21 protein-coding genes are annotated in these 23,847 nt (G+C 67.2%); 8 read left to right on the top strand and 13 right to left on the bottom strand.

Features of this window, described 5'->3' with window-relative positions:
* Nucleotides 1-69: 69 nt before the first annotated feature.
* From yajC to ABNQ39_RS04860, 4 genes are all read left to right on the top strand, one after another.
* Nucleotides 70-495, top strand: coding sequence for a preprotein translocase subunit YajC (gene yajC, locus ABNQ39_RS04875; RefSeq protein WP_376959291.1), 426 nt, complete (start codon nucleotides 70-72; stop codon nucleotides 493-495).
* 125 nt (nucleotides 496-620) lie between these two features.
* Entirely contained in the window at nucleotides 621-2,219 is a 1,599-nt protein-coding gene (gene secD / locus ABNQ39_RS04870; protein ID WP_376959289.1) for a protein translocase subunit SecD, read from the top strand.
* Between the two features lie 11 nt (nucleotides 2,220-2,230).
* Nucleotides 2,231-3,187: a protein translocase subunit SecF gene (gene secF / locus ABNQ39_RS04865; protein ID WP_376959287.1), complete on the top strand. Its 957-nt coding sequence runs from the start codon at nucleotides 2,231-2,233 to the stop codon at nucleotides 3,185-3,187.
* 30 nt (nucleotides 3,188-3,217) lie between these two features.
* Nucleotides 3,218-3,595: an Mth938-like domain-containing protein gene (locus ABNQ39_RS04860; RefSeq protein ID WP_376959285.1), complete on the top strand. Its 378-nt coding sequence runs from the start codon at nucleotides 3,218-3,220 to the stop codon at nucleotides 3,593-3,595.
* A gap of 81 nt (nucleotides 3,596-3,676) precedes the next feature.
* On the opposite strand, the gene ABNQ39_RS04855 is transcribed toward ABNQ39_RS04860, so the two are convergent.
* The 4 genes from ABNQ39_RS04855 to ABNQ39_RS04840 form a co-directional block, all read right to left on the bottom strand.
* Complete coding sequence (locus tag ABNQ39_RS04855) at nucleotides 3,677-4,270, bottom strand: superoxide dismutase (RefSeq protein WP_376959283.1); 594 nt, start codon at nucleotides 4,268-4,270, stop codon at nucleotides 3,677-3,679.
* Nucleotides 4,271-4,275: 5 nt separating this feature from the next.
* Entirely contained in the window at nucleotides 4,276-5,664 is a 1,389-nt protein-coding gene (hpnE, locus tag ABNQ39_RS04850) for a hydroxysqualene dehydroxylase HpnE (RefSeq protein WP_376959281.1), read from the bottom strand.
* A complete protein-coding gene (gene hpnD / locus ABNQ39_RS04845; protein WP_376959279.1) occupies nucleotides 5,664-6,602 on the bottom strand; it encodes a presqualene diphosphate synthase HpnD in 939 nt (312 codons plus the stop codon). Before hpnD ends, hpnE begins: the two co-directional genes overlap by 1 nt.
* A gap of 70 nt (nucleotides 6,603-6,672) precedes the next feature.
* The gene (locus ABNQ39_RS04840) at nucleotides 6,673-7,545 is read right to left on the bottom strand and encodes a squalene/phytoene synthase family protein (RefSeq protein WP_098739835.1); all 873 of its coding nucleotides are present in this window, start codon (nucleotides 7,543-7,545) and stop codon (nucleotides 6,673-6,675) included.
* 123 nt (nucleotides 7,546-7,668) lie between these two features.
* On the opposite strand from ABNQ39_RS04840, the gene ABNQ39_RS04835 reads away from it, so the two are divergent.
* Nucleotides 7,669-8,523, top strand: coding sequence for a phytoene/squalene synthase family protein (locus ABNQ39_RS04835; protein WP_376959277.1), 855 nt, complete (start codon nucleotides 7,669-7,671; stop codon nucleotides 8,521-8,523).
* A gap of 27 nt (nucleotides 8,524-8,550) precedes the next feature.
* Here ABNQ39_RS04835 and trmFO read toward each other — a convergent pair whose 3' ends face one another.
* From trmFO to ABNQ39_RS04800, 7 genes are all read right to left on the bottom strand, one after another.
* A complete protein-coding gene (gene trmFO / locus ABNQ39_RS04830; RefSeq protein WP_376959275.1) occupies nucleotides 8,551-9,894 on the bottom strand; it encodes a methylenetetrahydrofolate--tRNA-(uracil(54)-C(5))-methyltransferase (FADH(2)-oxidizing) TrmFO in 1,344 nt (447 codons plus the stop codon).
* A 49-nt stretch (nucleotides 9,895-9,943) separates the two neighbouring features.
* Nucleotides 9,944-10,342: a nucleotidyltransferase substrate binding protein gene (locus ABNQ39_RS04825; RefSeq protein ID WP_376959273.1), complete on the bottom strand. Its 399-nt coding sequence runs from the start codon at nucleotides 10,340-10,342 to the stop codon at nucleotides 9,944-9,946.
* Complete coding sequence (locus ABNQ39_RS04820) at nucleotides 10,339-10,644, bottom strand: nucleotidyltransferase family protein (protein ID WP_376959271.1); 306 nt, start codon at nucleotides 10,642-10,644, stop codon at nucleotides 10,339-10,341. The genes ABNQ39_RS04825 and ABNQ39_RS04820 overlap by 4 nt, the downstream gene beginning before the upstream one ends.
* A 149-nt stretch (nucleotides 10,645-10,793) precedes the next feature.
* Nucleotides 10,794-10,991: a hypothetical protein gene (locus ABNQ39_RS04815; RefSeq protein ID WP_376959269.1), complete on the bottom strand. Its 198-nt coding sequence runs from the start codon at nucleotides 10,989-10,991 to the stop codon at nucleotides 10,794-10,796.
* Between the two features lie 62 nt (nucleotides 10,992-11,053).
* Nucleotides 11,054-13,921 (bottom strand): excinuclease ABC subunit UvrA, encoded by a 2,868-nt coding sequence (uvrA, locus tag ABNQ39_RS04810; protein WP_376959267.1) that lies wholly within the window; start codon nucleotides 13,919-13,921, stop codon nucleotides 11,054-11,056.
* Nucleotides 13,922-14,093: 172 nt separating this feature from the next.
* On the bottom strand, nucleotides 14,094-15,713 hold the full coding sequence (locus ABNQ39_RS04805; protein ID WP_376959266.1) for a CYTH and CHAD domain-containing protein: 1,620 nt from the start codon (nucleotides 15,711-15,713) through the stop codon (nucleotides 14,094-14,096).
* A gap of 84 nt (nucleotides 15,714-15,797) precedes the next feature.
* Nucleotides 15,798-16,316: a SixA phosphatase family protein gene (locus ABNQ39_RS04800; protein WP_376959265.1), complete on the bottom strand. Its 519-nt coding sequence runs from the start codon at nucleotides 16,314-16,316 to the stop codon at nucleotides 15,798-15,800.
* A gap of 195 nt (nucleotides 16,317-16,511) precedes the next feature.
* Between ABNQ39_RS04800 and ABNQ39_RS04795 the strand changes: the two genes are divergently transcribed.
* Both ABNQ39_RS04795 and ABNQ39_RS04790 read left to right on the top strand, forming a co-directional pair.
* Nucleotides 16,512-18,659 carry an RNA degradosome polyphosphate kinase gene (locus ABNQ39_RS04795; protein ID WP_376959263.1) on the top strand — a complete coding sequence of 716 codons (2,148 nt, stop codon included), beginning with the start codon at nucleotides 16,512-16,514 and terminating at the stop codon, nucleotides 18,657-18,659.
* A 23-nt stretch (nucleotides 18,660-18,682) separates the two neighbouring features.
* Nucleotides 18,683-20,266 (top strand): Ppx/GppA phosphatase family protein, encoded by a 1,584-nt coding sequence (locus tag ABNQ39_RS04790; protein ID WP_376959262.1) that lies wholly within the window; start codon nucleotides 18,683-18,685, stop codon nucleotides 20,264-20,266.
* Nucleotides 20,267-20,336: 70 nt separating this feature from the next.
* Here ABNQ39_RS04790 and ABNQ39_RS04785 read toward each other — a convergent pair whose 3' ends face one another.
* Nucleotides 20,337-21,101, bottom strand: a complete 765-nt coding sequence (locus ABNQ39_RS04785) for an SDR family oxidoreductase (RefSeq protein WP_376959261.1) — start codon at nucleotides 21,099-21,101, stop codon at nucleotides 20,337-20,339.
* Nucleotides 21,102-21,379: 278 nt separating this feature from the next.
* Here ABNQ39_RS04785 and ABNQ39_RS04780 point away from each other — a divergent pair, with 278 nt between their 5' ends.
* Complete coding sequence (locus ABNQ39_RS04780; RefSeq protein ID WP_376959260.1) at nucleotides 21,380-22,591, top strand: DUF2252 family protein; 1,212 nt, start codon at nucleotides 21,380-21,382, stop codon at nucleotides 22,589-22,591.
* On the opposite strand, the gene ABNQ39_RS04775 is transcribed toward ABNQ39_RS04780, so the two are convergent.
* A complete protein-coding gene (locus ABNQ39_RS04775) occupies nucleotides 22,567-23,826 on the bottom strand; it encodes a CCA tRNA nucleotidyltransferase (RefSeq protein WP_376959258.1) in 1,260 nt (419 codons plus the stop codon). The two genes, ABNQ39_RS04780 and ABNQ39_RS04775, sit on opposite strands and share 25 nt — an antisense overlap.
* Between the last annotated feature and the right edge of the window lie 21 nt (nucleotides 23,827-23,847).

The raw sequence follows: 23,847 nt of genomic DNA, 5'->3' as shown, positions 1-23,847 counted from the left end.
GGCTATAGTCGCGGCGTCCCGGCGGAACGCCGATCCGGTGCCGAGACCAAACCTGTAAGGAGCTTCCAGATGTTCGTTTCGACGGCTTATGCACAGACGGCGGCTTCGGCTGGCGGCGGCGGTGACATGCTCGTCCAGTTCGCGCCGCTGATCCTGATCTTCGTCGTCTTCTACTTCCTGCTGATCCGTCCGCAGCAGAAGAAGATGAAGGAGCATAAGGCGATGCTGTCGGCCATCCGCCGCGGCGACCGCGTCGTGACCGGCGGCGGCATCATCGGCATCGTCACCAAGGTCGGCACCGAGGACGAGATCACCGTCGAGATCGCGGAGAATGTGCGCGTGCGCTGCCTGCGCTCGACCGTCAATCTGGTGCTCGCCAAGACCGAGCCGGCCGGCAAGTCCGGCGGCGACGCCGCGCCGACCGTCGACGGCGAGGCCAAGCCGGCCGACACCACCGCCGCCGGCGGGATCGGCAAGCTGTTCGGCCGCAAGTAAGCCGCAGCCGGGCCCCTCATCCACGGGTCGGCCCGAAGGCGCTTCCCGTCCGGCCCGGCCGCTCGCCCCATCGACGGGGCGGGGCGGTCGCCCGGACCGGGTGTCTGATCGGATTCGAGTGACGCATGCTCTATTTTTCGCGCTGGAAGATTTACCTGATCCTGGCGACCTGCATCGCCGGGTTCATCCTGATGCTGCCCAACTTCATGGGCCGCGACACGCTGGCGGCGCTGCCGTCCTGGTACGCCAACACCCGGGTGTCGCTGGGTCTCGACCTGCGCGGCGGATCGCATCTGTTGCTTGAAGTCGACATGGCCACCGTCATCCGCGACCGCGTGGAAGGTCTGGTGGACGGCGCGCGGCAGCAGCTGCGCACCGCCAATGTCGGCTACACCGCGCTGAACGCCGGCGAGCGCGCCGTGACCGTCCAGCTGCGCGACCCGGCCCAGGCCGAGGAAGCCGTGAAGGCCCTGCGCCAGCTCTCCAGCCCGGTGGGCCGCACGGCTCTGGGCGGTGGGCAGCCGGACCTCGACGTGACCGTCAACGGCGGCACGGTGACCGTGGCGCTGAGCGAGGTCGCCCTGCGCGACCGCGCCACCCAGGCCATCGAGCAGTCGATCGAGATCGTGCGCCGCCGCATCGACGAGACCGGCGTGAACGAGCCGACCATCGCCCGCCAGGGCAACGACCGCATCCTGGTCCAGCTGCCCGGCGTCGAGGATCCCGACCGCATCAAGCGGCTGCTCGGCACCACCGCCAAGATGACCTTCCGCCTGGTCGACGTGAACGCCGATCCCAGCACCGGTCGCGCCCCTCCGGGTTCGGAGATCCTGCCGTCGACCGAAGGCGACCGCTACCAGACCAAATACGTCATCCGCAAGAAGGTCGAGGTCGACGGCGCCACGCTGCAGAACGCGTCGGCCGGTACCAACCCGCAGACCGGCGAATGGGTGGTGAACTTCGAGTTCAACACCGCCGGCGCCAACCGGTTCGCCGAGGTGACCAAGCAGAATGTCGGCCGGCCCTTCGCCATCGTGCTCGACAACAAGGTCATCAGCGCACCCGTGATCCGCGAGCCGATCACCGGCGGCCGCGGCCAGATCAGCGGCAACTTCACCGCCGCCAACGCCAACGACCTTGCCGTCCTGCTGCGGGCCGGCGCGCTGCCGGCTCCGCTGAAGGTGATCGAGGAACGGACCGTCGGTCCCGACCTGGGCGCCGATTCCATCCGCGCCGGCCTGACCGCCGTCGTCGTCGGCTTCGTGATGGTCTGCATCTATATGATCGCCTGCTACGGGCTGTTCGGCGCCTTCGCCTGCTCGGCGCTGTTCATCAACCTCGTGCTGACGCTCGCGGCGCTGTCGCTGCTGCAAGCCACCCTGACGCTGCCCGGCATCGCCGGTGTGCTGCTGTCGCTGGGTCTGGCGGTCGACGCCAACATCCTGATCAACGAGCGTATCCGCGAGGAGACGAAGAAGGGCCGCGGCGTCTTCGCCTCGATGGAGGCCGGCTTCAGCCGCGCCTACAGCACCATCGTCGACAGCAACCTGACGACGGCCATCAAGATGGCGCTGCTGTTCGTCTTCGGCACCGGCACCATCAAGGGCTTCGCCGTCACCATCACCTTCGGCATCCTCATCTCCATGTTCACCGCCACGGTGCTTGTGCGCCTGATGATGGTGACGTGGCTGCGCCGGACGCGTCCGGCCGTGTTGCCGGTCTGAGAGGTCTTCCGATGTTCCATCTCCGCCTCGTCCCCGACAACACCAAGATCCCCTTCATGAACGGCCGCATCGCCGGCCTCGTCGTGTCGGCGATCCTGTCCATCGCGTCCGTCATCCTGTTCTTCCATCCCGGCCTGAATTACGGCATCGACTTCCGTGGCGGCATCGTCATCGAAGCCCGCACGCCGCAGGCCGCCGACTTCGCCTCGCTGCGCCACACGCTGTCCGGCCTCGGCATGGGGCAGGTGGCGTTGCAGGAGTTCGGGTCGCCGCAGGACGTGCTGATCCGTCTCGAACGGCAGCCCGGCGACGACGCCGCCCAGCAGGTCGCCGCCGACAAGGTGCGCAACACGCTGGCGCAGTCCATCCCCGGTACCCAGGTCCGCCGCGTCGAAGCGGTCGGCGCGTCGGTCAGCGGCGAGCTGTTCGCCAACGGCATGCTGGCGCTGGGCCTCGCCATGCTGGCGATGCTGGTCTACATCTGGTTCCGCTTCGAATGGCAGTTCGGCTTCGGCGCGGTGGTGACGCTGATCCTCGACATCACCAAGATCGTCGGCTTCTATGCCATCACCGACATCCAGTTCAACCTGACGGCCGTGGCGGCGATCCTGACCGTCATGGGCTATTCGGTGAACGACAAGGTCGTGGTTTATGACCGCATGCGCGAGAATCTGCGCATCTACAAGAAGATGCCGCTGCGCGACCTGATCGACATGTCGATCAACGAGACGCTGAACCGCACCGTCGGCACCTCGGTCTGCACGCTGCTGTCGATCATTCCGCTGGCGCTGTTCGGCGGCGAGGCGCTGCAGGATTTCGGCATCGTGCTGATCTTCGGCGTTATCCTTGCGACCAGCTCGTCGGTCTTCATCGCCGCCCCCATCTTGCTGTTCCTCGGCGAGAATCGCCTGCGGCGCGGTTCTCCCGATACCGCTTCGGCGGGCAACACCCCGGCGACCACACCGTAACGCCGGACGTTTGGGGAAGGAGAGGGCAGCATGGCCGACATCATGCCGATGATCCCGTCGGACCGTCAGGTCATCGACGGCTACGGTCCGGGACAGTTCTGCATTTCCGGCCAGTGGCGTGTCGGCGCGGTGATCGTCCTGCCCGACCGCACCCTGACCTGGGGGGCGGCAGACGTCGCCTCCCTGTCGGTGGAAGATTTTGGGCCGGTGCTGGCGGCGGAGCCGAAGGTGGAGATCCTGCTGCTCGGCACCGGCGGCACCATGCGGATGATTCCGAAGGCCCTGCGCTTGGCCCTGCGCGAGCAGGGCATCGTAGTCGAGCTGATGGACAGCCGTGCGGTGTGCCGGACCTACAATGTCCTGCTGGCCGAAGGCCGGCGGGTGGCAGCGGCGATGCTGCCGGTTTAAATCCGAACACCCTCATCGGAAACGACAAAGGCGCCCTTTCGGGCGCCTTTGCTTTTTCAACCTGCTACTTACCAAGAAACCTTACGCAGCCAGCTGCTCGGCGGCGAAGTCCCAGTTGGCGAGGTTGTCGATGACCGCCTTCACGAAATCGGCGCGGCGGTTCTGGAAATCGACGTAATAAGCATGCTCCCACACGTCGATGGTGAAGAGCGGCTTCTGGCCGTGGGCCAGCGGGGTGTCGGCGTTGCCGGTCTTGCCGACCTTCAGCTTGCCGCCGTCCAAGTACAGCCAAGCCCAGCCCGAGCCGAACTGGGTGAGAGCGGCCTGGGTCAGCTCTTCCTTGAACTTCTCGACGCTGCCGAAGTCGGCGACGATGCGTTGCTCCAGGGCAGCCGGCATCTTGCCGCCGTCCTTCTTCAGGCACTGCCAGAAGAAGGTGTGGTTCCACACCTGGGCGGCGTTGTTAAAGATGCCGACCTTGGACGCATCGCCGGCAGCGGCCTTGATGACCTCCTCCAGGCTGGCGTCGGCCAGCGGGGTGTCCTTGGTCAGGTTGTTCAGGTTGGTGACGTAGGTCTGGTGGTGCTTGTCATGGTGCAGGTGCAGGGTCTCCGACGAGATGTACGGAGCCAGGGCGTCATACGCATACGGAAGCGGCGGAAGTTCGAACGCCATTTGATTTACCCTCTCTTCTTTGATTGTCCTTCCGGGCCGGGCCTTGCGAGCACGGCACCTCCGTCCGACCAAATAGGCCGATGACGGAAGCTTGTGAAGGCCGGAAACACTCTCGAACGCCGTATAGGGTTATTTCCATTCGACAAAGTGGCCTCCGCCGCCCGGTTTCCCGAGCGCACGGCGGCTTCCAAGGTGGCGGGCAGCCCCGTTTCCGTCCAGTCGCCGGCCAGCATCAGGTTGCTCCAGCGCGTGCGCGTCCCCGGTCTGCGCGCGACCGATTCGGGAGACTGGTCTGGCGTCGCCCGCCGCTCCTTCACCACGCGGAAGGGCGGAATCGGACCTCCGAGTCGCGGTGCCGGACACAGGTGGGGGGCGATCTCCGCCCACAGCCGGCCGGCGATCTCCCCGGCCGGAAGATCGGCCAGCGCATCCGCGTCGCTGACGGTGACCGACAGCAGGTCGTCGCGGGCGAACAGCCATTCCGCAGTTCCCCCGACCAGCCCGACGAAGGGCGGGCCGCCCGGTAGCCGCACCGGCCCGTCGAGTTGGAAATGCAGATTGACGATGGCCGGCCCCGGCGGCGGCACGGTCAGGCCCGGTAGCAGCCGTTCCGCCACCCAGGCCGGCGCCGCGACGATCACGCTTTCCAGCGGGCCGAGCGTTACGGCGCTGCCGGCGGCGATAAATCCGCTCACGCGGTCCTGATCGAAGGTCAACCCATCGACCCGGGCGCCGAGATGCAGCGCCGCACCGGCCTCCCGCAGCCGTGCCAGGGCCGGTTCGACGAAGGCGGCGGAGAGGCCGCGCGGCGCCAGCACCGGCCGGCAGGCGGCCTCGCCGCGCAGCAGCGTCTCGCGCAGCACCGCACCGAACAGGCGGGCCGAGATGCGCTCCATCGGCCCATTCAGCGCTGACACCGCCAGAGGGCGCCACAGCGGCTCGAACAGCGCTCCACCGGGGGGAAGGCGGTCGGCGACGGAGTGCTTCCGACCGGCCGTCAAGCAGCGCAGGGCGGCGAGATAGTCGATCGGCCGGCTGCCCGGCACCCGGCGCGCCGGGTCGAACAGCCACAGCCCACCGGGACGGAGGGTCCAGGCAGCACCGTCGCGCAGATCGAGGAAGGGAAAGGCCGCCGGCCGCAGTTCCTCCAGCGCATCGGCTCCACCGGTCCGCCGGGCATAGTCGAGCAGCGCCCGGTTGCCGCTGAGCACCATATGGTTGCCGTTGTCGATCAACCGGCCGAGCGTCGCATCGTGGAAACTTCGGCAGCGTCCGCCGGCTTGCGGAGCCTGGTCGTAGAGAGCGACGCGCCGACCCGCCTCCACCAGCCGGACGGCGGCAGCCAGCCCGGCGAGCCCGGCGCCGATGATATGGACGGTTCCGGTGCCGCCCATCAGCCAGCCGGAGGGATGCCGAGCATGCAGCGCACCGCCACCCAGGCGCTTTCCCGCCGGCCGACGCGGACACGGGCCTTCAGGTCGCGCCAGCCGGCGGCGCGGAGGCGCTTCAGCAGGCGGTGGTACAACACCATCATGGCGGTCGCCGCCCACAGCGATCCGCGCGCCTGCCCTGCAATGGCGGAGCGTGCTTCGGCGAAGCGGGCTTCCGCGAGATCGGCCAGCGCCTCGCAGGCTTTGGGCAGGGCGGGGTGGGCCAACACCTCGTCCGGGTCATTGCCCTGGATGCCGACGGCCCGCAGCAGTTCGCGCGGCAGGTACAGCCGGCGCAATTCCGCATCCTCAGCCAGATCGCGCAGGATGTTGGTGAGTTGCAGGGCCTCGCCCAGCGCCAGGGCGAAACGCTCCGTGGCGGGGTCGGCGCGGTCGAAGACACGGATCGCCAGCATGCCGACGGCACCGGCGACGCGCCGGCAATAGAGCCGCAGGGTGTCGAGATCGGGCGCCTGCATGCCGCCGGCTTCCTCGCCGGCGACATCCATCGCCATGCCGTCGATCAGCGCTTCAAACTCCGCCCGCGGTAGTCCGTAACGCTCGATGGCGCCTTTCAGCGCAGCGGTCAGCGGACTGCCGGGAGCACCGCCGACATAAAGGTCGCGGATGTCGCGCCGCCAGACGTCGAGGGCGGCCCGCTTGTCGGCAGGCTCGCCCGGCTCGTCGGCAATGTCGTCGATCCGGCGGCAGAAGGCATAGATGGCGAACATCGCGGCCCGCTTGGAGGCGGGCAGCAGGCGCATCGGCCAATAGAAGGTGCTGCCCGACTTGGCAGTGACGGAGGTCGCCGTATCGGGCGGCGTCCTGCCCGGCGCATTTTTGTCCGGCGACGTCGTGGATACCGGTTCCAGCGGGGCCGTCTCCAGCGGCGGAGGGGTCATCTGTAACATCCTGGGCATTGCACGTCGTGACGTGCCTGACGGTGCACGTCGCGACGTGTGGCCCCGGAGTTTATGCGGCGGAGAAGCTCCGCGCCAGCCCCCGCGCCACGGCGGCCAGCTTGTGGTGTGCACCCAGCGTCACCCGCGTCTTCATCGGATCGCGGGACTTCAGACGCCGCGACAGCGATTCAGCGAGGCTGAGGATCACCGCCGCCTCCATGCGGAGACCACGATGCTGGATCAGGCCGGGCAGGGCTGCGGCACGTTCCAGCAGGCGGTCGGTATGCTCCAGCGCCTGATCGAAGATGGCGCGCATGCGGGCGTCGCTCTCGCCCTCCACAAGGCGCTCGACGCTGATTCCGGCCTCGTCGAACCAAGCCAGCGGGATGTAGCAGCGTCCGAGCTGCGTCCAGTCCTCCCGCGCGTCCTGGAGATGATTCAACACCTGCAAGGCGGAGCAGAGCGCGTCAGATGCCGGCCCGGCGGCCACACCCTCGCCATGCAGCTCCAGCAAATAGCGGCCGACCGGATTGGCCGAGAAGCGGCAGTAGAGAAGCAGGTCGCTCCAGCTGTGGCAGCGGGCGCCGACCGAATCGCGGCGGAAGGCGCGCAGGATCTGGCGGGCATGGCGGTCGCTGACGCCGGTCTTTTGCAGGCTCTCCCGCAGATCGGTGGCCGGCTTCAGATAGGCATGCTTGGCCTGGCCCGAGGTCAGCGCCCGTTCCAGCGCCTCCAGGTAAGCCAGCTTGGTCTCCGGTTCGAGATCCGCATCGTCGGCGATGTCGTCGGCCAAACGCACGAAGCGGTAGAAGGCGATCACATGCGGACGCAGATGCTTCGGTATCAGGCGGGACGCCACGGGGAAATTCTCTCCCGATTCGTCCTTGCGTGCGACCGGACCGGTCTTGCGGGGTTTCGTCGGGGCGATGTTGAAATCCGTCATGGGATCCCTGCCTGCTGCGCGTCGGGGCTGGCGGTGCGACCGTGTGTGCTTCATATAGGCGTAGCAACAGGCTTTGGCCCGTCCTTCCATCGCTCCTCCCCTCTTTTTCCAATCGGGCATCCCATGGTGAAGGCTGCGACCGACCTGTCCTATTGCGGACGGGAGGTTCGGAAATATGACAACGATCACTTTCTGGCAGGTCTGTTCACCCCTGCCGACAGGCGCGAGGCGACGTTCGCGCTCTATGCCTTCAACCTCGAGATCGCGAAGACGCGCGAGGTGGTCAGTGAACCGATCCTTGGCCAGATGAGACTTCAATTCTGGCGCGACGGCATCGAAGCCGTCTATGAGGATGGACCCGTACCCCGGCATGAGGTGATGGAGCCCCTGGCGCAGGCGGCGCGTGGGCTGGCATTGAGCCGCTCCCTGTTCGACCGGCTGATCGACGCCCGGGAAGCCGATCTGGACGACACGCCGCCGGCCGACCTGGCCTGTCTGGTCAACTATGCCGAGGTGACCGGGGCGCCGCTGGTCCAACTGGCGCTGGAGATTCTTGGCGTGCGAGATGCGACGGCGATGGCGGCCGGGCGCCATGTCGGCATCGCCTATGCCCTGTCCGGAATCCTGCGCGCGGTGCCGTTCCTGGCGCGTCAGCACCGTCTGCGCCTGCCGGACGACCTGATGCAGCGTCACGGCGCCAAAAGCGAAGACTTGTTCGCCGGACGCTCGACGCCGGAACTGCGGCCGGTGGTGGGGGAGGTCGCCGATGCGGCGCGCAAGCATCTGGCCGAGGCCCGCGCCCTGCGCCGCGACATGCCGAAGGCGGCGATCCCGGCGCTGCTGTCGGCGACGCTGGCCGACCTGCATCTGAGCGTGATCGCGCGCGAGGGCAACGACGTGTTCGCCCCGCGCGTCCTGTTGGCCAACCCGTTCCGTCAGCTTCGGCTGGGCTGGGCGGCGATGCGCGGGCGCTATTGACGCCCGCGCATCGCGGAAACCCGCCGGTCAGCCTTTCAGCCACCCCTCAAGGTCGGCCATCGCCCGGCGGGTGTAGGCCAGCTTGCGGTCGCGGCCGCGGATCTTGTCGTCCACCGGTGGGAACAGGCCGAAATTGACGTTCATCGGCTGGTAGGTTTCCGCCTCCGCTCCGCCGGTGATGTGGCCGAGGATGGCACCGAGCGCCGTGGTGACCGGGGGCGTGCTGATCTCCTGGCCCAGCCGTTCCGCAGCGGCGAAACGGCCGGCGAGCAGGCCGACGGCTGCACTCTCCACATAGCCTTCGCAGCCCGTGACCTGACCGGCGAAGCGCAGGCGAGGCAGCGACTTCAGCCGCAGGGCGCTGTCGAGGATCCGCGGGCTGTTCAGGAAGGTGTTGCGGTGCATGCCGCCCAGCCGGGCGAACTCGGCATTCTCCAGACCGGGGATCATGCGGAAGATGCGGGCCTGTTCGGCGTGGCGCAGCTTGGTCTGGAAGCCGACGAGGTTGTACAGCGTGCCGAGCGCATTGTCCTGGCGCAGCTGGACCACCGCATAGGGGCGGCGTTCCGGCTTGTGCGGGTTGGTCAGGCCGACCGGCTTCATCGGGCCATAACGCAGGGTGTCGACGCCGCGTTCCGCCATCACCTCGATCGGCAGGCAGCCTTCGAAGTAGGGGGTGTTCTTCTCCCACTCCTTGAAGTCGAGCTTCTCGCCCTCGATCAGCGCGGCGATGAAGGCGCGGTACTCGTCCTTCTCGAAGGCGCAGTTGATGTAGTCCTTGCCGGTGCCGCCGGGGCCGGGCTTGTCATAGCGCGACTGGAACCACGCCTTCGACAGGTCGACGCTCTCCAGATAGACGATGGGGGCGATGGCGTCGAAGAAGGCCAGCGACTCCTCGCCGGTCTGAACGCGCACCGCCTCGGCCAGAGCGGGGGAGGTGAGGGGGCCGGTGGCGACGATGACGCTGTCCCACTCCTCCGGCGGCAGGCCGGCAACCTCCTCGCGCTGGATGGTGATCAGCGGATGGGTGGAGATGGCTTCCGTCACCGCATCGGCAAAGCCGTCGCGGTCCATGGCGAGCGCGCCGCCGGCCGGCACCTTGTGCGCGTCGGCGCAGCGCAGGATCAGCGAGCCGCAGCGCCGCATCTCCTCATGCAGCAGCCCGACCGCATTGTATTCGGCATCGTCCGACCGGAAGGAGTTGGAGCAGACCAGCTCCGCCAGCTTGTCGGTATCATGGGCCTCGGTCTTGCGGACCGGCCGCATCTCGTGCAGCACGACGGGCACACCGCGGGAGGCGAGCTGCCACGCGGCTTCCGAGCCGGCGAGACCGCCGCCGATGACATGGACGGGGCGAAGGGAGTCGGTCATTGGGCTTTCCAGAACACAGTGTGATGCAGGCGGGCGAAGATCTGGCGGATCAGGGGCGGGTTATGGCGCTCCGCATCGCCGAGATCCAGGACTCAATGAGCGCGGCATGGGCAGGAAGGCGGGAAAACAGGTCCTCCGCCTTTTCCTCGTCGTAGGTGTGAACAGTCAGATTGCGGTCGTTCATCATCGCGAGGACGAGTTCCGTCTGCTCCTCGGTCAAGAAGCCTGCTATCTGGCTCTCGCGGACCATCGCCTTGGGGCTTGCTGAGTTCAGACGTTCCGCACCCATCTGATCGGCAATGACCGATCTTGCGGCTTTCCAGACCGTTTCCGTCGCCAGAGTGAAACGCAGGATGGCGGAGTCGCGAACAACATCGTCGGCTGGTCGGGCGAGCACTTCCTTAAGCCGCGTCAATGCCTGATGTGCGATATCGAGCTTCCGACTCATAGTCTCCATTCGACACCCTCCCGTTCGACTTCCTGCCGCAATTCCGGCCGTGCCGCATGGAGATCGACCACATCCACGAAGTACGGAACGGTGCTCTCCTCCAAATCCTCGGCGATTTCCCCGATGAGGTTGGGAGGCAGCGGTTCCAGCGGGTCGATGGCCACGTCTATATCGCTCCAATGTCCGACGTCGCCGCGGGCACAGGAACCGAACAGGTAGACATGCGCAGGATGTCCGGCCAAACGGGCGAATACGATGCGCTTCACGGTTTCGAGAGCGCGCAGGCGCACAGGGTTCAGCATGGCTCGCAGTTTAACACAGTTCGATACTGCATGCGGGCATTGGAAAAAGCCGGCCTTCGTATGGAAGGCCGGCTGCAAGTCGTTCAGGAGTCAGTCAGAACATCGATCCAGGCAGAACAATGAGCCTCAGGCGTCAACCAAGCAGTGGCTCACTCGCTCTTCGTCGTCGTGCTCCGTTCGACGGTGGTGGAACCGGTCGGGGCCGGCGTCGCGGTGGTCGAGCCGTAGCTGGGGGTGGTGGTGGTCGTGGTCGTCGTGCTGGTGGTGGATTTGTCGGACCCGCAGGCCGCCAGCAGCAGGGCCGCACCAAGGGCGGCCCCCACACCGGTCAGAAGCGTCTTGCTCATGCCTCTCGTCTCCCATGCAATGCGAATTCTGCCTGGAAGAACAAGGCGCAGCCTGCGTTTGTTCACGCCCTCTTTCGGGTTGCCGATTTCCGCACCGCCGGCTTCGCCTTTAGGTAGGGGGCAAGATAACGGCCGGTGTAGCTGCGCTCCACCTTCGCGACATCCTCCGGCGTGCCTTCGGCGACGATCTCGCCGCCGCCGGTGCCGCCCTCCGGCCCCAGGTCGATGATCCAGTCGGCCGTCTTGATGACCTCCAGATTGTGTTCGATCACCAGCACCGTGTTGCCCTGGTCGACCAGCGCGTGCAGCACCTCCATCAGCTTTTCGACATCGGCGAAATGCAGGCCGGTGGTCGGTTCGTCGAGGATGTACAGCGTGCGCCCGGTGGCGCGGCGGCTCAATTCCTTGGACAGCTTGACGCGTTGTGCCTCGCCGCCCGACAGGGTGGTCGCCGCCTGCCCGATGTGGATGTAGCCGAGGCCGACGCGTTCCAGCGTGTCCAGCTTGTCGCGGATGCCGGGAACCGCCTTGAAGAACTCCTTGCCCTCCTCGACCGTCATGTCCAGCACGTCGGCGATGGTCTTGTCGCGGTAGGTGACTTCCAGCGTCTCGCGGTTGTAGCGCTTGCCGTGGCAGACGTCGCAGGTGACATAGACGTCGGGCAGGAAGTGCATCTCGATCTTGATGACGCCGTCGCCCTGGCACGCCTCGCAGCGCCCGCCCTTGACGTTGAAGGAGAAGCGGCCCGGACCATAGCCGCGCGCCTTCGCTTCCGGCAGACCGGCAAACCAATCGCGCATCGGCGTGAAGGCGCCGGTGTAGGTCGCAGGGTTGGACCGTGGGGTGCGGCCGATCGGCGACTGGTCGATGTCGATGACCTTGTCCAGATGCTCCAGGCCCAGCACCGCGTCATGTTCGGCCGGATGCTCGCGGGCACCCATCAGCTTGCGCGCGACCGCCTTGTACAGCGTCTCGATGATCAGCGTGGACTTGCCGCCGCCGGACACGCCGGTCACGCAGGTGAAGGTGCCCAGCGGGATCCTGGTCGAGACGTTCTGCAGGTTGTTGGCGCGTGCGCCCTGCACCTCCAGGAACTGGCCGGGATGGCCGGGCCGGCGGGTGTCGGGCACGGGAACGAAGCGGGTGCCGTTCAGATACTGGGCGGTGATGCTGTTGGGGTTCTTCTGAACCTCCTCCGGCGTCCCCTGCGCGATGACCGAACCGCCATGCTGGCCGGCGCCAGGGCCCATGTCGACCAGATAGTCGGCGCTGCGGATCGCATCCTCGTCATGCTCGACGACGACCACCGTGTTGCCGATATCGCGCAGGCGCTTCAGGGTTTCCAGCAGCCGGTCGTTGTCGCGCTGGTGCAGGCCGATGGACGGTTCGTCGAGCACATACAGCACGCCGGTCAGGCCGGAGCCGATCTGCGAGGCGAGCCTGATCCGCTGGCTCTCGCCGCCCGACAACGTGCCGGATCCGCGGCTGAGCGTCAGGTATTCGAGGCCGACGGCGTTGAGAAAACCGAGGCGCTCGTTGATCTCCTTGAGGATGCGGTAGGCGATCTCGCGGTCCTTCGGGCGGAGATGCTCGTTCAACTCGCTGAACCAGGCACCGGCGCCGGCGATGGACAGTTCCGCCGCTTCGGAAATGTTGCGGCCGCGGATCTTGACCGCGAGCGCTTCCGGCTTCAGACGCGCGCCCTTGCAGACCTCGCAGGGCTGGGAGGACTGGTACTTCGACAGCTCGTCGCGCGTCCAGGCGCTGTCGGTCTCGCGGAAACGCCGCTCCAGATTGTTGACGATGCCCTCGAACGCCTTGTTGGTCTGGTAGCGCCGCAGGCCATCGTCATAGGTCATGGTGATGGCCGACCCGTCCGAGCCGAACAGGATGGTCTTGCGCACCGTCTCCGGCAGATCCTGCCAGGGCGTCGTCATCGACGCATCGAAATGCTCGCAGATGCTCTCCAGCGTCTGGTCGTAATATTTGGAGGTCGAACCCGCCCACGGCGCGATGGCGCCCTTGGCGAGGGTCAGCCGCTCGTCCGGAACCACCAGCATCGGGTCGAAATAGATCTTGCTGCCCAGACCGTCGCAGGCCGGGCAGGCACCGAACGGATTGTTGAAGGAGAACAGCCGCGGCTCGATCTCCGGAATGGTGAAGCCGCTGACCGGGCAGGCGAATTTCTGCGAGAAGACGGTCTGCTCGTTGGTCTTGGCATTCTCGACCCAGACGATGCCGTCGGCCAGCCCCAGCGCGGTCTCCAGCGAGTCGGCCAGACGGTTGCCCAGCCCCTCGCGGACCACGATGCGGTCGACCACCACCTCGATGTCGTGCTTCAGCTTCTTGTTGAGCGCCGGCACCTCGTCGATCTCGTACATGGTGCCGTCGACCCGCACGCGCTGGAAGCCGCGTTTGCGCAGGTCCTGGATTTCCTTCTTGTACTCGCCCTTGCGGCCACGGACGAAGGGCGCGAGCAGCAGCAGGCGCGTGCCCTCCGGCATGCCCAAGATGCGGTCGACCATCTGGCTGACCGTCTGGCTTTCGATGGGCATGCCGGTGGCCGGCGAATAGGGGATGCCGACGCGCGCCCAGAGCAGGCGCATGTAGTCGTAGATCTCCGTCACCGTGCCGACGGTGGAGCGTGGATTCTTGGAGGTCGTCTTCTGTTCGATGGAGATCGCCGGCGACAGGCCCTCGATGGAATCGACGTCCGGCTTCTGCATCAGCTCAAGGAACTGGCGCGCGTAGGCCGACAGGCTCTCCACATAGCGCCGCTGCCCCTCGGCATAGATAGTGTCGAAAGCGAGCGAGGACTTGCCCGATCCCGACAGGCCGGTGATCACGATCAGCTCGTCGCGCGGCAGATCCACATCGACGTTCTTCAGGTTATGTTCCCGCGCGCCGCGGACGCTGATGTACTTGTTCATGGAGTGTTCTTTTACCCGAAGCTTTTCCGGATGGAAAGCGGCAAGGCGCCGCGACGCATGACGAAAATCGGCCGGCAGGGGAAATGGCCCAGAGGAAATGGCCCCCGCCGCCGGTCGGCTGACGATATATGCGCCAAGCACGGCATTGCCACCGGCGCCCCGCGCGGGTCGGTCATGACCAGAAGGGCGGAACGGCCCGGAACCGCTTCCACAGCTCAGGCAGTGCCTTGCGCCGCTTTTCGGATTGGCGCTCGATCCAGGCGGCCACCGCGCCGACCGTCTGCGGATCGGCGCCGGTCAGCGATGCGAGCATGCGGGCGCTGGTGACGGCGTCCTGATCGGCGTCCAGCGCCGCCTGCAACTGTTCCAGCGCCGCGAAGAAGGGCAGGGTGGCCGCCTCCGGGTAAAGTCCCCGGAAAAAATCGGCGGTGTAGCGCAGCGTGCGCAGCCGCCGGCGCAGCTTGTCGCGCCCCTTGGCATCCTCCGGCGGCTTCGCCGGCTTGCCGAGCTTCGCCATGCGTGCAGATAGCCAGCCGCCGGCAAGCGTGGTGACCGGCGCCGACAGCACGGCCCGCCGGTCGCCGTCCGCCTCCGACATCCAGCGGCCATGCTCCAGCCATCCGGCGAGACCGAGGACCGTGGTGGTGCAGCCGGGTGCCAGAATCGCCGCCATCGCTTCGCGTGCCGGACCGGCCCCGGCGGAGCGGGCCAGCGATTCCAGCCGCTCCAATGCCGTGCAGTCGATGCCCGGAGCCGCCTTCGGGTCGGCGAGGAGAGGAACGAGGACGCCGGACATCAGCACGTCCCAGCCGCGCGCCGGCCCCAGCCGCTTGGCGAGCCCCCGGCTTTCCTCGACCAGCCGGTCGGCTTCCGGCGCGGCGATCAGCGGAGCGAAGAGGCGGTGGGCGGTGCGCAGCCGGCGCAGCGCCACGCGCATGCGGTGCAGCCCCTCCACGTCGCCACCGGCCAGGGCGCAGGACTCGTTGGCCAGGAACTGGCGCAGCGCCTGACGCAGGATGTGGCGATAGGCCTCCGCCACCGTGGTCAGCGGCGACAGGCCGAGCGGTTCGGCTTCCGCCGGCCCCGGCGCCCTGCCGGTGACCATCCGCAGACCGGCCTCCGCCTTGCTTTCGGTGCCGATGCGCATGGGAATGGCGGATTGCAGCATCAGCGCCAGATCGAACAGGCTGGCGACCTTGCCGGCCTTCAGCTCCAGCTCCACTTCGCTGATCGGCAGGGAGTTGCCGCCGGCATAGACGCCGCCGTCATCGACGGCCAGCTCGACCGCGGTCAGCGGATCGGGGCGCAGCAGCAGGGTGGTGCGCCGGAAATCAGTGATGAACAGGCAATCCAGCGCATCGAGCGCGGCCGACGGCACCAGCCCGGCGACGCTCGGATCCGTCAACACGCCGACATCGACCGCCTCGCCGGCCACGACCCACTCCCATTCCCGCCGCACGGCAACGGCGGCGGAATCGCCGGGGCTGGCGCTGTTGACGGTCTTCAGGGTCTGGACGAAGCGGTCACCCTCCTGCCGCACCCGCAACGCCACCCCGTTGGCGGCGAGCTTGAAGTCGGGCGTGTCGAAATAGGCGGTTCGCAGCCTTTGGCTCACCGCCGGGCCGTCGGCAATCGCCAGCAGCCCCGGCAGCGCCGCCACCCGCGCCAGATCCGCCGTCGCCGCATGCAGCTTCAACTCCACCTCGCGGAACGTCGAGGCGGCCGGCTGCTGCGCGTCGGTGCCGGACTGCGGGCTGCTGGGCGGTGCCGTGGGTGGGCTGACGGGGGTCAAGGGTCGGCTTCCTCCCGAATCCGGCCGGGGACCGGCCTGGAGCGTATCAGGTGGATCCGTGGATACTCCAACCGCCGCCGCAGGTTAAGAGAGTTTACGCGGCTGCACAAAATCCGCTAGCCGGCCGGCGCCCATCTCCAGGTCGGCCCAATCCAGGGTCTCGAAGACCAGAACGGCGCAGGCGCCGGTCGGGAACTTGTCGGCCAGATCGTGGCGGAGGCCATGGTCGCCGCTGCCGGTCAGGGCGTTCGCCAGTTCGTGCAGGTCGGGATTGTGCGCCACCAGCATCAGGCCGGTTGCGGTATCGGGGGCGTCGCGCAGCCTTTCCAGCAGCGTGTGGGCGCCGCACAGATAGAGCCCGCGTTCATGCTCCACCGGCGGATAGGGCGTACCCATCGCCGTCATCACCCGCTTGCGCGTCTCCACGGCCCGCACGGCGGTTGAACAGAGCACAAGGTCGATGTGCGCGTGGTGCTTGGCCAGATAGGCACCGACCAGGGTGGCCGCCTTCTCTCCGCGGGCGTTCAATGGGCGGTCATGGTCGCCCAGCGACGGGTCGTCCCAGGAGGATTTGGCATGGCGCAGCAGGAACAGCGTCTTCATGGCGGAAATCGGCCGGCAGGGGAGAGGGGAGGCGGCGGGATCGGCGGGGCGGGAAGAGGTCGCAGTGTTTAACCAAATGGGAGTCCTGAAACCGTAACGCATATGGGATACTCTGTCTGCCCACCATATAACCGTCGTCGGCATGGTTCGAAGCCAAGCGCCGGCGTTCGGGATTTCACGATTTCAGAGGTCGACGTGACGCATCTCCAGGAACTCGATTCGGTCGGTATCGAGCCAAACGCCCCGGAACGCTTCATCAATCGGGAGCTTTCGTGGCTGGCCTTCAACCAGCGCGTCCTGGACGAGGCGGCAAATCCGAATCACCCGCTTCTGGAGCGGCTGCGCTTCCTGTCGATCTCCGCCAGCAACCTCGATGAATTCTACATGGTCCGCGTCGCCGGCCTGAAAGGGCAGGTGGCCGCCGGCGTGAAGACGCCCAGCCCTGAGAATCTGACGCCGGCCCAGCAGCTGGCCGCGGTGAAGCAGCGCATCGCCGCGCTGATGGAGAGCCAGCAGGCCACCTGGCGTTCGCTGAAAGGCGAACTGCGTGGCGCCGGCATCTCGGTGGTCGATCCTGCCGACCTCAGCGAAGGCGAACTTGACTGGCTGGAAGCCAAGTTCCTGGACGATATCTTCCCGATCCTGACGCCCATCGCCGTCGATCCGGCCCACCCTTTCCCGTTCCTGCCGAACCTCGGCTTCTCGCTGGCGCTCCAGCTGCACGACCCGGTCAAGGGCCGGCACATCGACGCGCTGGTGCCGCTGCCGACGCAGCTTGAGCGGTTCCTGCGCCTGCCGGGTTCGGACATCCGCTTCATCCAGTTGGAAAAGGTGGTGATGCAGTTCATCGACCGCTTGTTCCCTCCGTTCCAGGTCAAGGCGCACGGCGTCTTCCGCGTGCTGCGCGACAGCGAGATCGAAATCGAGGAAGAGGCGGAAGATCTGGTCCGCACCTTCGAAAGCGCGTTGAAGCGCCGCCGCCGCGGCAGCGTCATCCGGCTCGCCACCGACAGCGGCATGGCCGCCGACCTGCGCGAGTTCCTGCGGCATGAGCTGAACGTCGCGTCGGACGACGTCTTCATCCTCGACGGGCTGATCGGCCTGACCGACACCAAGCTGCTGATCGTCGACGAGCGGCCGGATCTGGTCTTCCGCCCCTTCAACGCCCGCTTCCCGGAGCGAATCCGCGATTTCGGCGGCGACTGCTTCGCGGCTATCCGCCACAAGGACATCGTCGTCCACCACCCGTACGAGTCCTTCGACGTGGTGGTGCAGTTCATCCGGCAGGCGGCGCGCGACCCGCAGGTGGTCGCCATCAAGCAGACGCTCTACCGCACCAGCAAGGACAGCCCGATCGTCGCCGCGCTGATCGAGGCGGCGGAGGCCGGCAAGTCGGTCACGGCTCTGGTCGAGTTGAAGGCCCGCTTCGACGAGGAGGCGAACATCCGCTGGGCGCGCGATCTGGAACGCGCCGGCGCCCAGGTGGTCTACGGCTTCGTCGATCTGAAGACCCACGCCAAGGTGTCGCTGGTGGTGCGGCGCGAAAAAAAGGCGCTGCGCAGCTACGTCCATTTCGGCACCGGCAACTACCACCCGATCACCGCGAAGGTCTACACCGACCTGTCCTTCTTCACCTGCGACCCGGCGCTGTGCCACGACGCCGCCGTCATGTTCAACTTCATGACCGGCTACGCCACGCCCAAGGTGCTGGAGAAGATCGCCATCGCGCCGATCACGCTGCGCCAGCGGCTGTCGGACCTGATCGAGGCGGAAATCGCCCATGCCGTCGCCGGCCGTCCAGCGTCGATCTGGGTGAAGCTGAACTCCCTGGTCGACCCGGTCATCATCGACAAGCTGTACAAAGCCTCGCAGGCCGGCGTGCAGATCGACATGATCATCCGCGGCATCTGCTGCCTGCGGCCGGGGGTCAAGGGGCTGTCGGAAAACATCCGGGTGCGCAGCATCGTCGGCCGCTTCCTGGAACATGGCCGCGTCATCTGCTTCGGCAACGGCCACCCCATGCCGAGCAATCAGGCCAAGATCTTCATCTCCTCCGCCGACTGGATGACCCGCAATCTGGACCGCCGCATCGAGACGCTGGTGCCCATCGAGAATCCGACGGTGCACGAGCAGGTGCTCGACCAGATCATGGTCGCCAACATGAAGGACGATGCAAGCACCTGGAAGCTGGGCCCCGATGGCGTGTACCATCGCATCAAGGCTGGCCCCGATGCGTTCAGTGCCCATAATTACTTCATGACCAACCCCAGCCTGTCCGGCCGGGGCAGCGCGCTCAGCAACAAGCGCACGCCGCCGCGGCTGATGCTGCACACGGTGTCCTGAGGGAGGGTGACGGGAGTGAGAGTATGAGCATGGAGAAACGCGCCGCCGCCAATTTCGGCGAGCTGGGGCAGGCGGGTGTCGGTGCTTTAGGCGTCGGCGCTTCAGGCGGTGCGACCGCCGGGGAGCGCGTCGGAGACCGGGTGGGCGTGATCGACATCGGGTCGAACTCCATACGTCTGGTCGTCTACGATGGGCTGACCCGCTCGCCGCTTGCGCTGTTCAACGAGAAGGTGCTGTGCGGCCTCGGGCGCGGCGTGGAGAAGGCCGGCGTGCTGAACCCCGACGGCGTCGCTCAGGGGCTGGCGGCGCTGGAGCGATTCGCGACGCTGGCCCAGGGCATGCGCGTCGGCCGGCTCGACGTGATCGCCACCGCCGCTGTGCGCGATGCCCGCGACGGCGCCGCCTTCGTCGATGCCATCCGACGCCGGGCCGGCCTGACCGTCCGCGTCATCAGCGGCGAGGAGGAAGCGCGGCTGTCGGCCATGGGCGTGCTGTCGGGCACTCCGGGCGCCGACGGTCTCGTCGGCGATCTCGGCGGTGGCAGCCTGGAGCTGGTGACGCTCGACCGTGGCGTGATCGGCAAGCAGGTGACTCTGCCGCTCGGCCCGCTGCGGCTGATGGAGGTCGGCTCGACCAAGGGCGGCCCGGCCAAGCTGATCGACCAGCATCTGGAATCGCTGCCCTGGCTGCCGGCGATGAAGGGACGTCCCTTCTACCCGGTCGGCGGCAGCTGGCGCGCCATCGCCAAGCTGCATATGGAACAGTCCGGCCATCCGCTGCACATCATCCATCACTATACCATCCCCTCCGCAGACGCGCGGGAGTTCACCGGCCTGATCGGCCGGCAGAGCCGCTCGTCGCTAGAGAAGATGGCGGGATCGCGCCGCCGGCTCGACACGCTGCCTCTCGCCGGGCTGGTGCTTGAACGGCTGCTGCGCATCGCCCAACCGTCGAAGCTGGTCTTCTCCGCCTATGGCTTGCGCGAAGGGCATCTCTATTCGCTGCTCTCGCCGGAGGGGCAGCGCGAGGATCCGCTGATGGCGTCGGCCACCGATTGGGCGCGGCGCTTCGTGCGGATGGGCGATCCGGCCCTGCTGATGTCCTGGACCGCCGGGCTTTTCGCCGGCGAAGACGACAATGCCATCCGGCTGCGCCATGCCGCCTGCCTGCTGAGCGATGTCGGCTGGGCCGACCATCCCGACTACCGGGCGGAGCATGCCTTCCTGCGCGTGCTGCGCTATCCGTTCCCGGCGCTGGACCATGACGAGCGCGCCTTCCTCGCGCTTAGCGCCCATGCCCGCTATGCCGGCACCATCGACATGCCGCTGACCGCACCGGTGCGGACACTGGTGAGCGAAGGGCAGGGCATGAAGGCGCTGGTTCTGGGGCTGGCCCTGCGCCTTGCCCACACGCTGTCGGGCGGCGCCACGGCCTTGCTGGAGCGCACGAGCCTGAAGGTCGGCGATGGCCGCATCGTGCTGACGCTGCCCGACGACGGCAGCGTCCCGTCCGGCGAAGCGGTCCAGCGCCGCATCGACGCACTGGCCAAGGCGATGAATCTCAAGGGTGATGTCGTCCAGCCGCTGCGGCCTCAGGCGGCCGAATAGGGCCGGAGGAATAGGGCAGGGCCGGACGCCGGTGAATGGCGTGCGGCCCTGCCCGTTCATATCGGGGCGATCACGTCCGTGTGATCGACACGCCGCCGTCCACCAGCAGCGCGGTTCCGGTGGTGAAGCTGGACGCGTCCGACGCCAGATAGAGCGCCGACTGCGCGATCTCCCGAGGCGTCGCAAGGCGTTTCAGGGCGTGAAGCCCCTGGACGAAGGCCAGCGCCTCCGGCGTGTTCGACACGGCCCGTCCCATCGGCGTATCGGTGCCGCCCGGCAGCAAGGCGTTGGCGCGGATGCCCTGCGGTCCGTATTCCGCCGCGATCACCTGCGTCAAACCGATCAATCCGGCCTTGCTGGCGGCATAGGCGGCCATTCCGGGAAAGCCGACGGTGTGGCCGACGAAGGTCGAGGTGAAGATCAGCGATCCGCCGCCGCGGGAAAGCATCGCCGGAATCTGGTGCTTGGCGGCATGGAAGGCGCTGGTGAGGTTGGTATCGATCACCTCGTGCCACATCTCCGCCGTCATATCGGGAAGTGGAACCTGCGCGCCGGTGGTGCCGGCATTGTTGAAGGCGACGTCAAGTCCGCCGAACCGGCGCATGGCGGTTTCGACGGCGACGCGTGCGACCTCGGCATCCGCGACGGTGCCGGCCACGGCGACGGCATCGCCGCCTTTGCTCCGAATCTCGTCCGCCAGCCGTTCCAGTTCGTCACGCCTCCGGGCCACCAGAACGAGTTGCGCGCCATGCGCGGCGAACAGCAGCGCGGCCTCGCGCCCGATCCCGGAACTGGCACCCGTGACGATTGCAATCTTTCCGTCCAGCTGTTTCATTGCCATTCTCCCATGCGATGAACGGCTCGAAAGTCGCGAAACCGGTCCGGTTCGGGCTATCCGATTCTTGCTTTCGAATTCGCAAGGCCGAAGCTGACGTCGGCTAACTTATTTTCCATAACCTAACTTATGTGTTTTTACTTGCCCCCATGGGGTGTTCCCCAATCATCCCCCGTAAGCATGCATGGCTGGGTCGTTGTGGGTTGGCCGGTTGTGGCATGGCGGACGGACGGTGCATTGCCCATTTCCGGCCTCGCAACTTCGGATCCGGATGGAAGATGTCGTCGAAAAACCAGCCCACCCCGCCCGATCAGCGCCAAGCGGTCCTGTCACAGCGTCGAAATCTCAAGATGGCCGAATCCGCTCACGCCTATGTGCGCGGCAGCACCGTGAAATTTTACGAATGGCTGGAAAAGTCCAGCGGCAAGGTCCCCGACGGTCCGCCGGTCTGGATCTGCGGCGACTGCCATGTCGGTAACCTCGGGCCGGTCGCCAATGCCAAGGGCCGGATCGGCATCCAGATTCGCGATGTCGACCAGACGGTGGTCGGCAATCCCGCCCATGACCTGATCCGGCTCGGCCTGTCGCTCGCCACCGCGGCGCGCGGTTCCGACCTGCCCGGCGTCACCACGGCGCTGATGCTGGAGCGGATGATCGAGGGCTACATGATGACCCTCGACGGAGAGTTGGGCGGCGATGCGGTGCGGAAGAGGCCGTCGGTCGTCCGCGTCGGCATGCGTCAGGCCATCGGCCGCACCTGGAAGCATCTTGCCAAGGACCGCATCAAGGACATCCGACCGACCATTCCGCTCGGCAAGCGGTTCTGGCCGCTGACCGAAGAGGAGCGCGCCGCCGTCGAGGAGCTGTTCGCCAAGGATCAGGTCCGCCGTCTGGTGACCGCCCTGCACTCCCGCGACGACAATGACCGGATCGAGCTGCTGGATGCCGCCTATTGGGTGAAGGGGTGCAGTTCGCTCGGCCGGCTGCGGATCGCGGTGCTGCTCGGCGTCGGAGAGGGTCATTACGACGAGGGCGGCCTCAGCCTGATCGACATCAAGGAGGCGGTCCAGGCCGCAGCACCGCGTGCCGCCAAGAACGGCATGCCGCGCGACAATGCGGAACGCGTGGTGACCGGCGCGCAGAATCTCTCGCCCTATCTCGGCGACCGCATGCGCCCTGCCCGCCTGCTCGACCGCGCCGTCTTCCTGCGCGAGCTGCTGCCGCAGGACATCAAGCTCGACTTCGATCATCTGACGCGCGAGGAAGCGACCCGCGTCGCCTTCTATCTGGCCGCCGTGGTCGGCAAGGCCCATGCCCGCCAGATGGACGAAGCGACGCGCAAGTCATGGCGCGGCGAACTGGCCCGCAACCGGACCAAGAGCCTGGATGCTCCGTCCTGGCTGTGGTCCAGCATCGTCGACCTGATCGTCGGTCACGAAGCGGCCTATCTGGAGCATTGCCGCCGCTACGCCGAACGGCCCGACGTCTGATCAGGAAGGCCACGCGCCATTTCAAGACAGGCGTCGCGGTCCGGCTGGAAATCCTCGGCGATCCACCAGGCCTCGACGCGCTTCAGCGTTTCGCCGACGCGCGGGCCGCGCGGAACGCCAAGCTCCAGCAGGTCGCGACCGGCAATCGGCAGCTTCAAGCCCGGCAGGTCGTCGGCCACCGACAGCGCCTTGCGCAACGCGCCCAGATCCAGCGGACCGTCATGGATGGCGGCGGCGATCAGCAGCAGGTCGCCGAACAGCTCCGCGTCGCCGACGCGGTACAGCGCCTGACGCAGAGCCTTACGGTCGTCCGCTGGCGCCACCGCGACCGGCGGTTCGACCAGGGCCAGCAGGCGGTCGCGCTCGTGGTTGGACAGGCGCAGAGCGTCGGCAGCCCTGAGAGCGCCCGGCCGGTCGCTGTCCAGCACGGCGGCCAGCCGGCGGGTGGGGTCGGGCGTCAGGCCGAGATCGCGTTCCATCGCGATCAGCCGCTCCAGCCTGTCGGTGTCCATCGCCTCCGGCAGCAGATGGACCATGATCCCCTGCCCCATCATCAGCCGCCAGACCGAAGCGGCGCAGGGGGCGGTCAGCAGGCGGAACAGCTCCCCACGCACCCGTTCGCCCGACAGCGTCGGCAGGCGCGGCGCCAGATCGCGACAGGCGGCCATCGCCTCGGCATCCGGTTCGCCGCGGCCATAATGGGCATGGAAGCGGAAGAAGCGCAGCAGGCGCAGCACATCCTCCTCGATCCGCCGGCGGGCTTCGCCGACGAAGCGCACATGTCCGGCGGCGAGATCGGCCAGACCGCCGAACGGGTCGAACATCGCGCCGTCCGGCGTGCAGCTCAGCGCGTTCATGGTCAGGTCGCGGCGGGCGGCGTCCTCGATCCAGTCGTCGGTGAATTCGACGCGGGCATGGCGGCCGAAAGTCTCCACGTCGCGCCGCAGCGTGGTGATTTCATAAGGCTTGCCGCCGCACAGCGCGGTGACGGTGCCATGGGCAATGCCGGTCGGGATGACGCGGATTCCCGCCGCCTCCAACAGTTCCATGACCCGCTCGGGCGGCGCATGGGTGGCGATGTCGATGTCCTTCACCGGCCGGCCGAGCCATGCATCGCGCACGCAGCCACCGACAAAACGCGCGTCGGCACCGCCCGATGCCAGGGCAGCGAACAGCGCGAGGCTTTCGGGGGCGGTCATCCAGGGCTGGGGCGACAGGCGTGCGGCAACGATCATGGCGCGCGACGCTATCCGATT

The organism is Azospirillum sp. A26, assembly GCF_042604635.1.
In the GTDB taxonomy this organism is placed as follows: Bacteria; Pseudomonadota; Alphaproteobacteria; order Azospirillales; family Azospirillaceae; genus Azospirillum; species Azospirillum palustre.
The sequence above is the reverse complement of the archived record's forward strand: the minus strand, read 5'-3'. Positions and strand labels throughout refer to the sequence as shown.

Coding starts and splice junctions, on each gene's coding strand:
- ABNQ39_RS04815 (WP_376959269.1), bottom strand. CDS start 10,991: ATGAGCAAGACGCTTCTGACCGGTGTGGGGGCCGCCCTTGGTGCGGCC.
- ABNQ39_RS04790 (WP_376959262.1), top strand. CDS start 18,683: ATGAGCATGGAGAAACGCGCCGCCGCCAATTTCGGCGAGCTGGGGCAG.
- ABNQ39_RS04780 (WP_376959260.1), top strand. CDS start 21,380: ATGTCGTCGAAAAACCAGCCCACCCCGCCCGATCAGCGCCAAGCGGTC.
- ABNQ39_RS04785 (WP_376959261.1), bottom strand. CDS start 21,101: ATGAAACAGCTGGACGGAAAGATTGCAATCGTCACGGGTGCCAGTTCC.
- yajC (WP_376959291.1), top strand. CDS start 70: ATGTTCGTTTCGACGGCTTATGCACAGACGGCGGCTTCGGCTGGCGGC.
- ABNQ39_RS04775 (WP_376959258.1), bottom strand. CDS start 23,826: ATGATCGTTGCCGCACGCCTGTCGCCCCAGCCCTGGATGACCGCCCCC.
- hpnE (WP_376959281.1), bottom strand. CDS start 5,664: ATGGGCGGCACCGGAACCGTCCATATCATCGGCGCCGGGCTCGCCGGG.
- ABNQ39_RS04860 (WP_376959285.1), top strand. CDS start 3,218: ATGGCCGACATCATGCCGATGATCCCGTCGGACCGTCAGGTCATCGAC.
- ABNQ39_RS04800 (WP_376959265.1), bottom strand. CDS start 16,316: ATGAAGACGCTGTTCCTGCTGCGCCATGCCAAATCCTCCTGGGACGAC.
- trmFO (WP_376959275.1), bottom strand. CDS start 9,894: ATGACCGACTCCCTTCGCCCCGTCCATGTCATCGGCGGCGGTCTCGCC.
- ABNQ39_RS04855 (WP_376959283.1), bottom strand. CDS start 4,270: ATGGCGTTCGAACTTCCGCCGCTTCCGTATGCGTATGACGCCCTGGCT.
- secD (WP_376959289.1), top strand. CDS start 621: ATGCTCTATTTTTCGCGCTGGAAGATTTACCTGATCCTGGCGACCTGC.
- ABNQ39_RS04825 (WP_376959273.1), bottom strand. CDS start 10,342: ATGAGTCGGAAGCTCGATATCGCACATCAGGCATTGACGCGGCTTAAG.
- ABNQ39_RS04835 (WP_376959277.1), top strand. CDS start 7,669: ATGGTGAAGGCTGCGACCGACCTGTCCTATTGCGGACGGGAGGTTCGG.
- ABNQ39_RS04820 (WP_376959271.1), bottom strand. CDS start 10,644: ATGCTGAACCCTGTGCGCCTGCGCGCTCTCGAAACCGTGAAGCGCATC.
- hpnD (WP_376959279.1), bottom strand. CDS start 6,602: ATGACCCCTCCGCCGCTGGAGACGGCCCCGCTGGAACCGGTATCCACG.
- uvrA (WP_376959267.1), bottom strand. CDS start 13,921: ATGAACAAGTACATCAGCGTCCGCGGCGCGCGGGAACATAACCTGAAG.
- ABNQ39_RS04840 (WP_098739835.1), bottom strand. CDS start 7,545: ATGACGGATTTCAACATCGCCCCGACGAAACCCCGCAAGACCGGTCCG.
- secF (WP_376959287.1), top strand. CDS start 2,231: ATGTTCCATCTCCGCCTCGTCCCCGACAACACCAAGATCCCCTTCATG.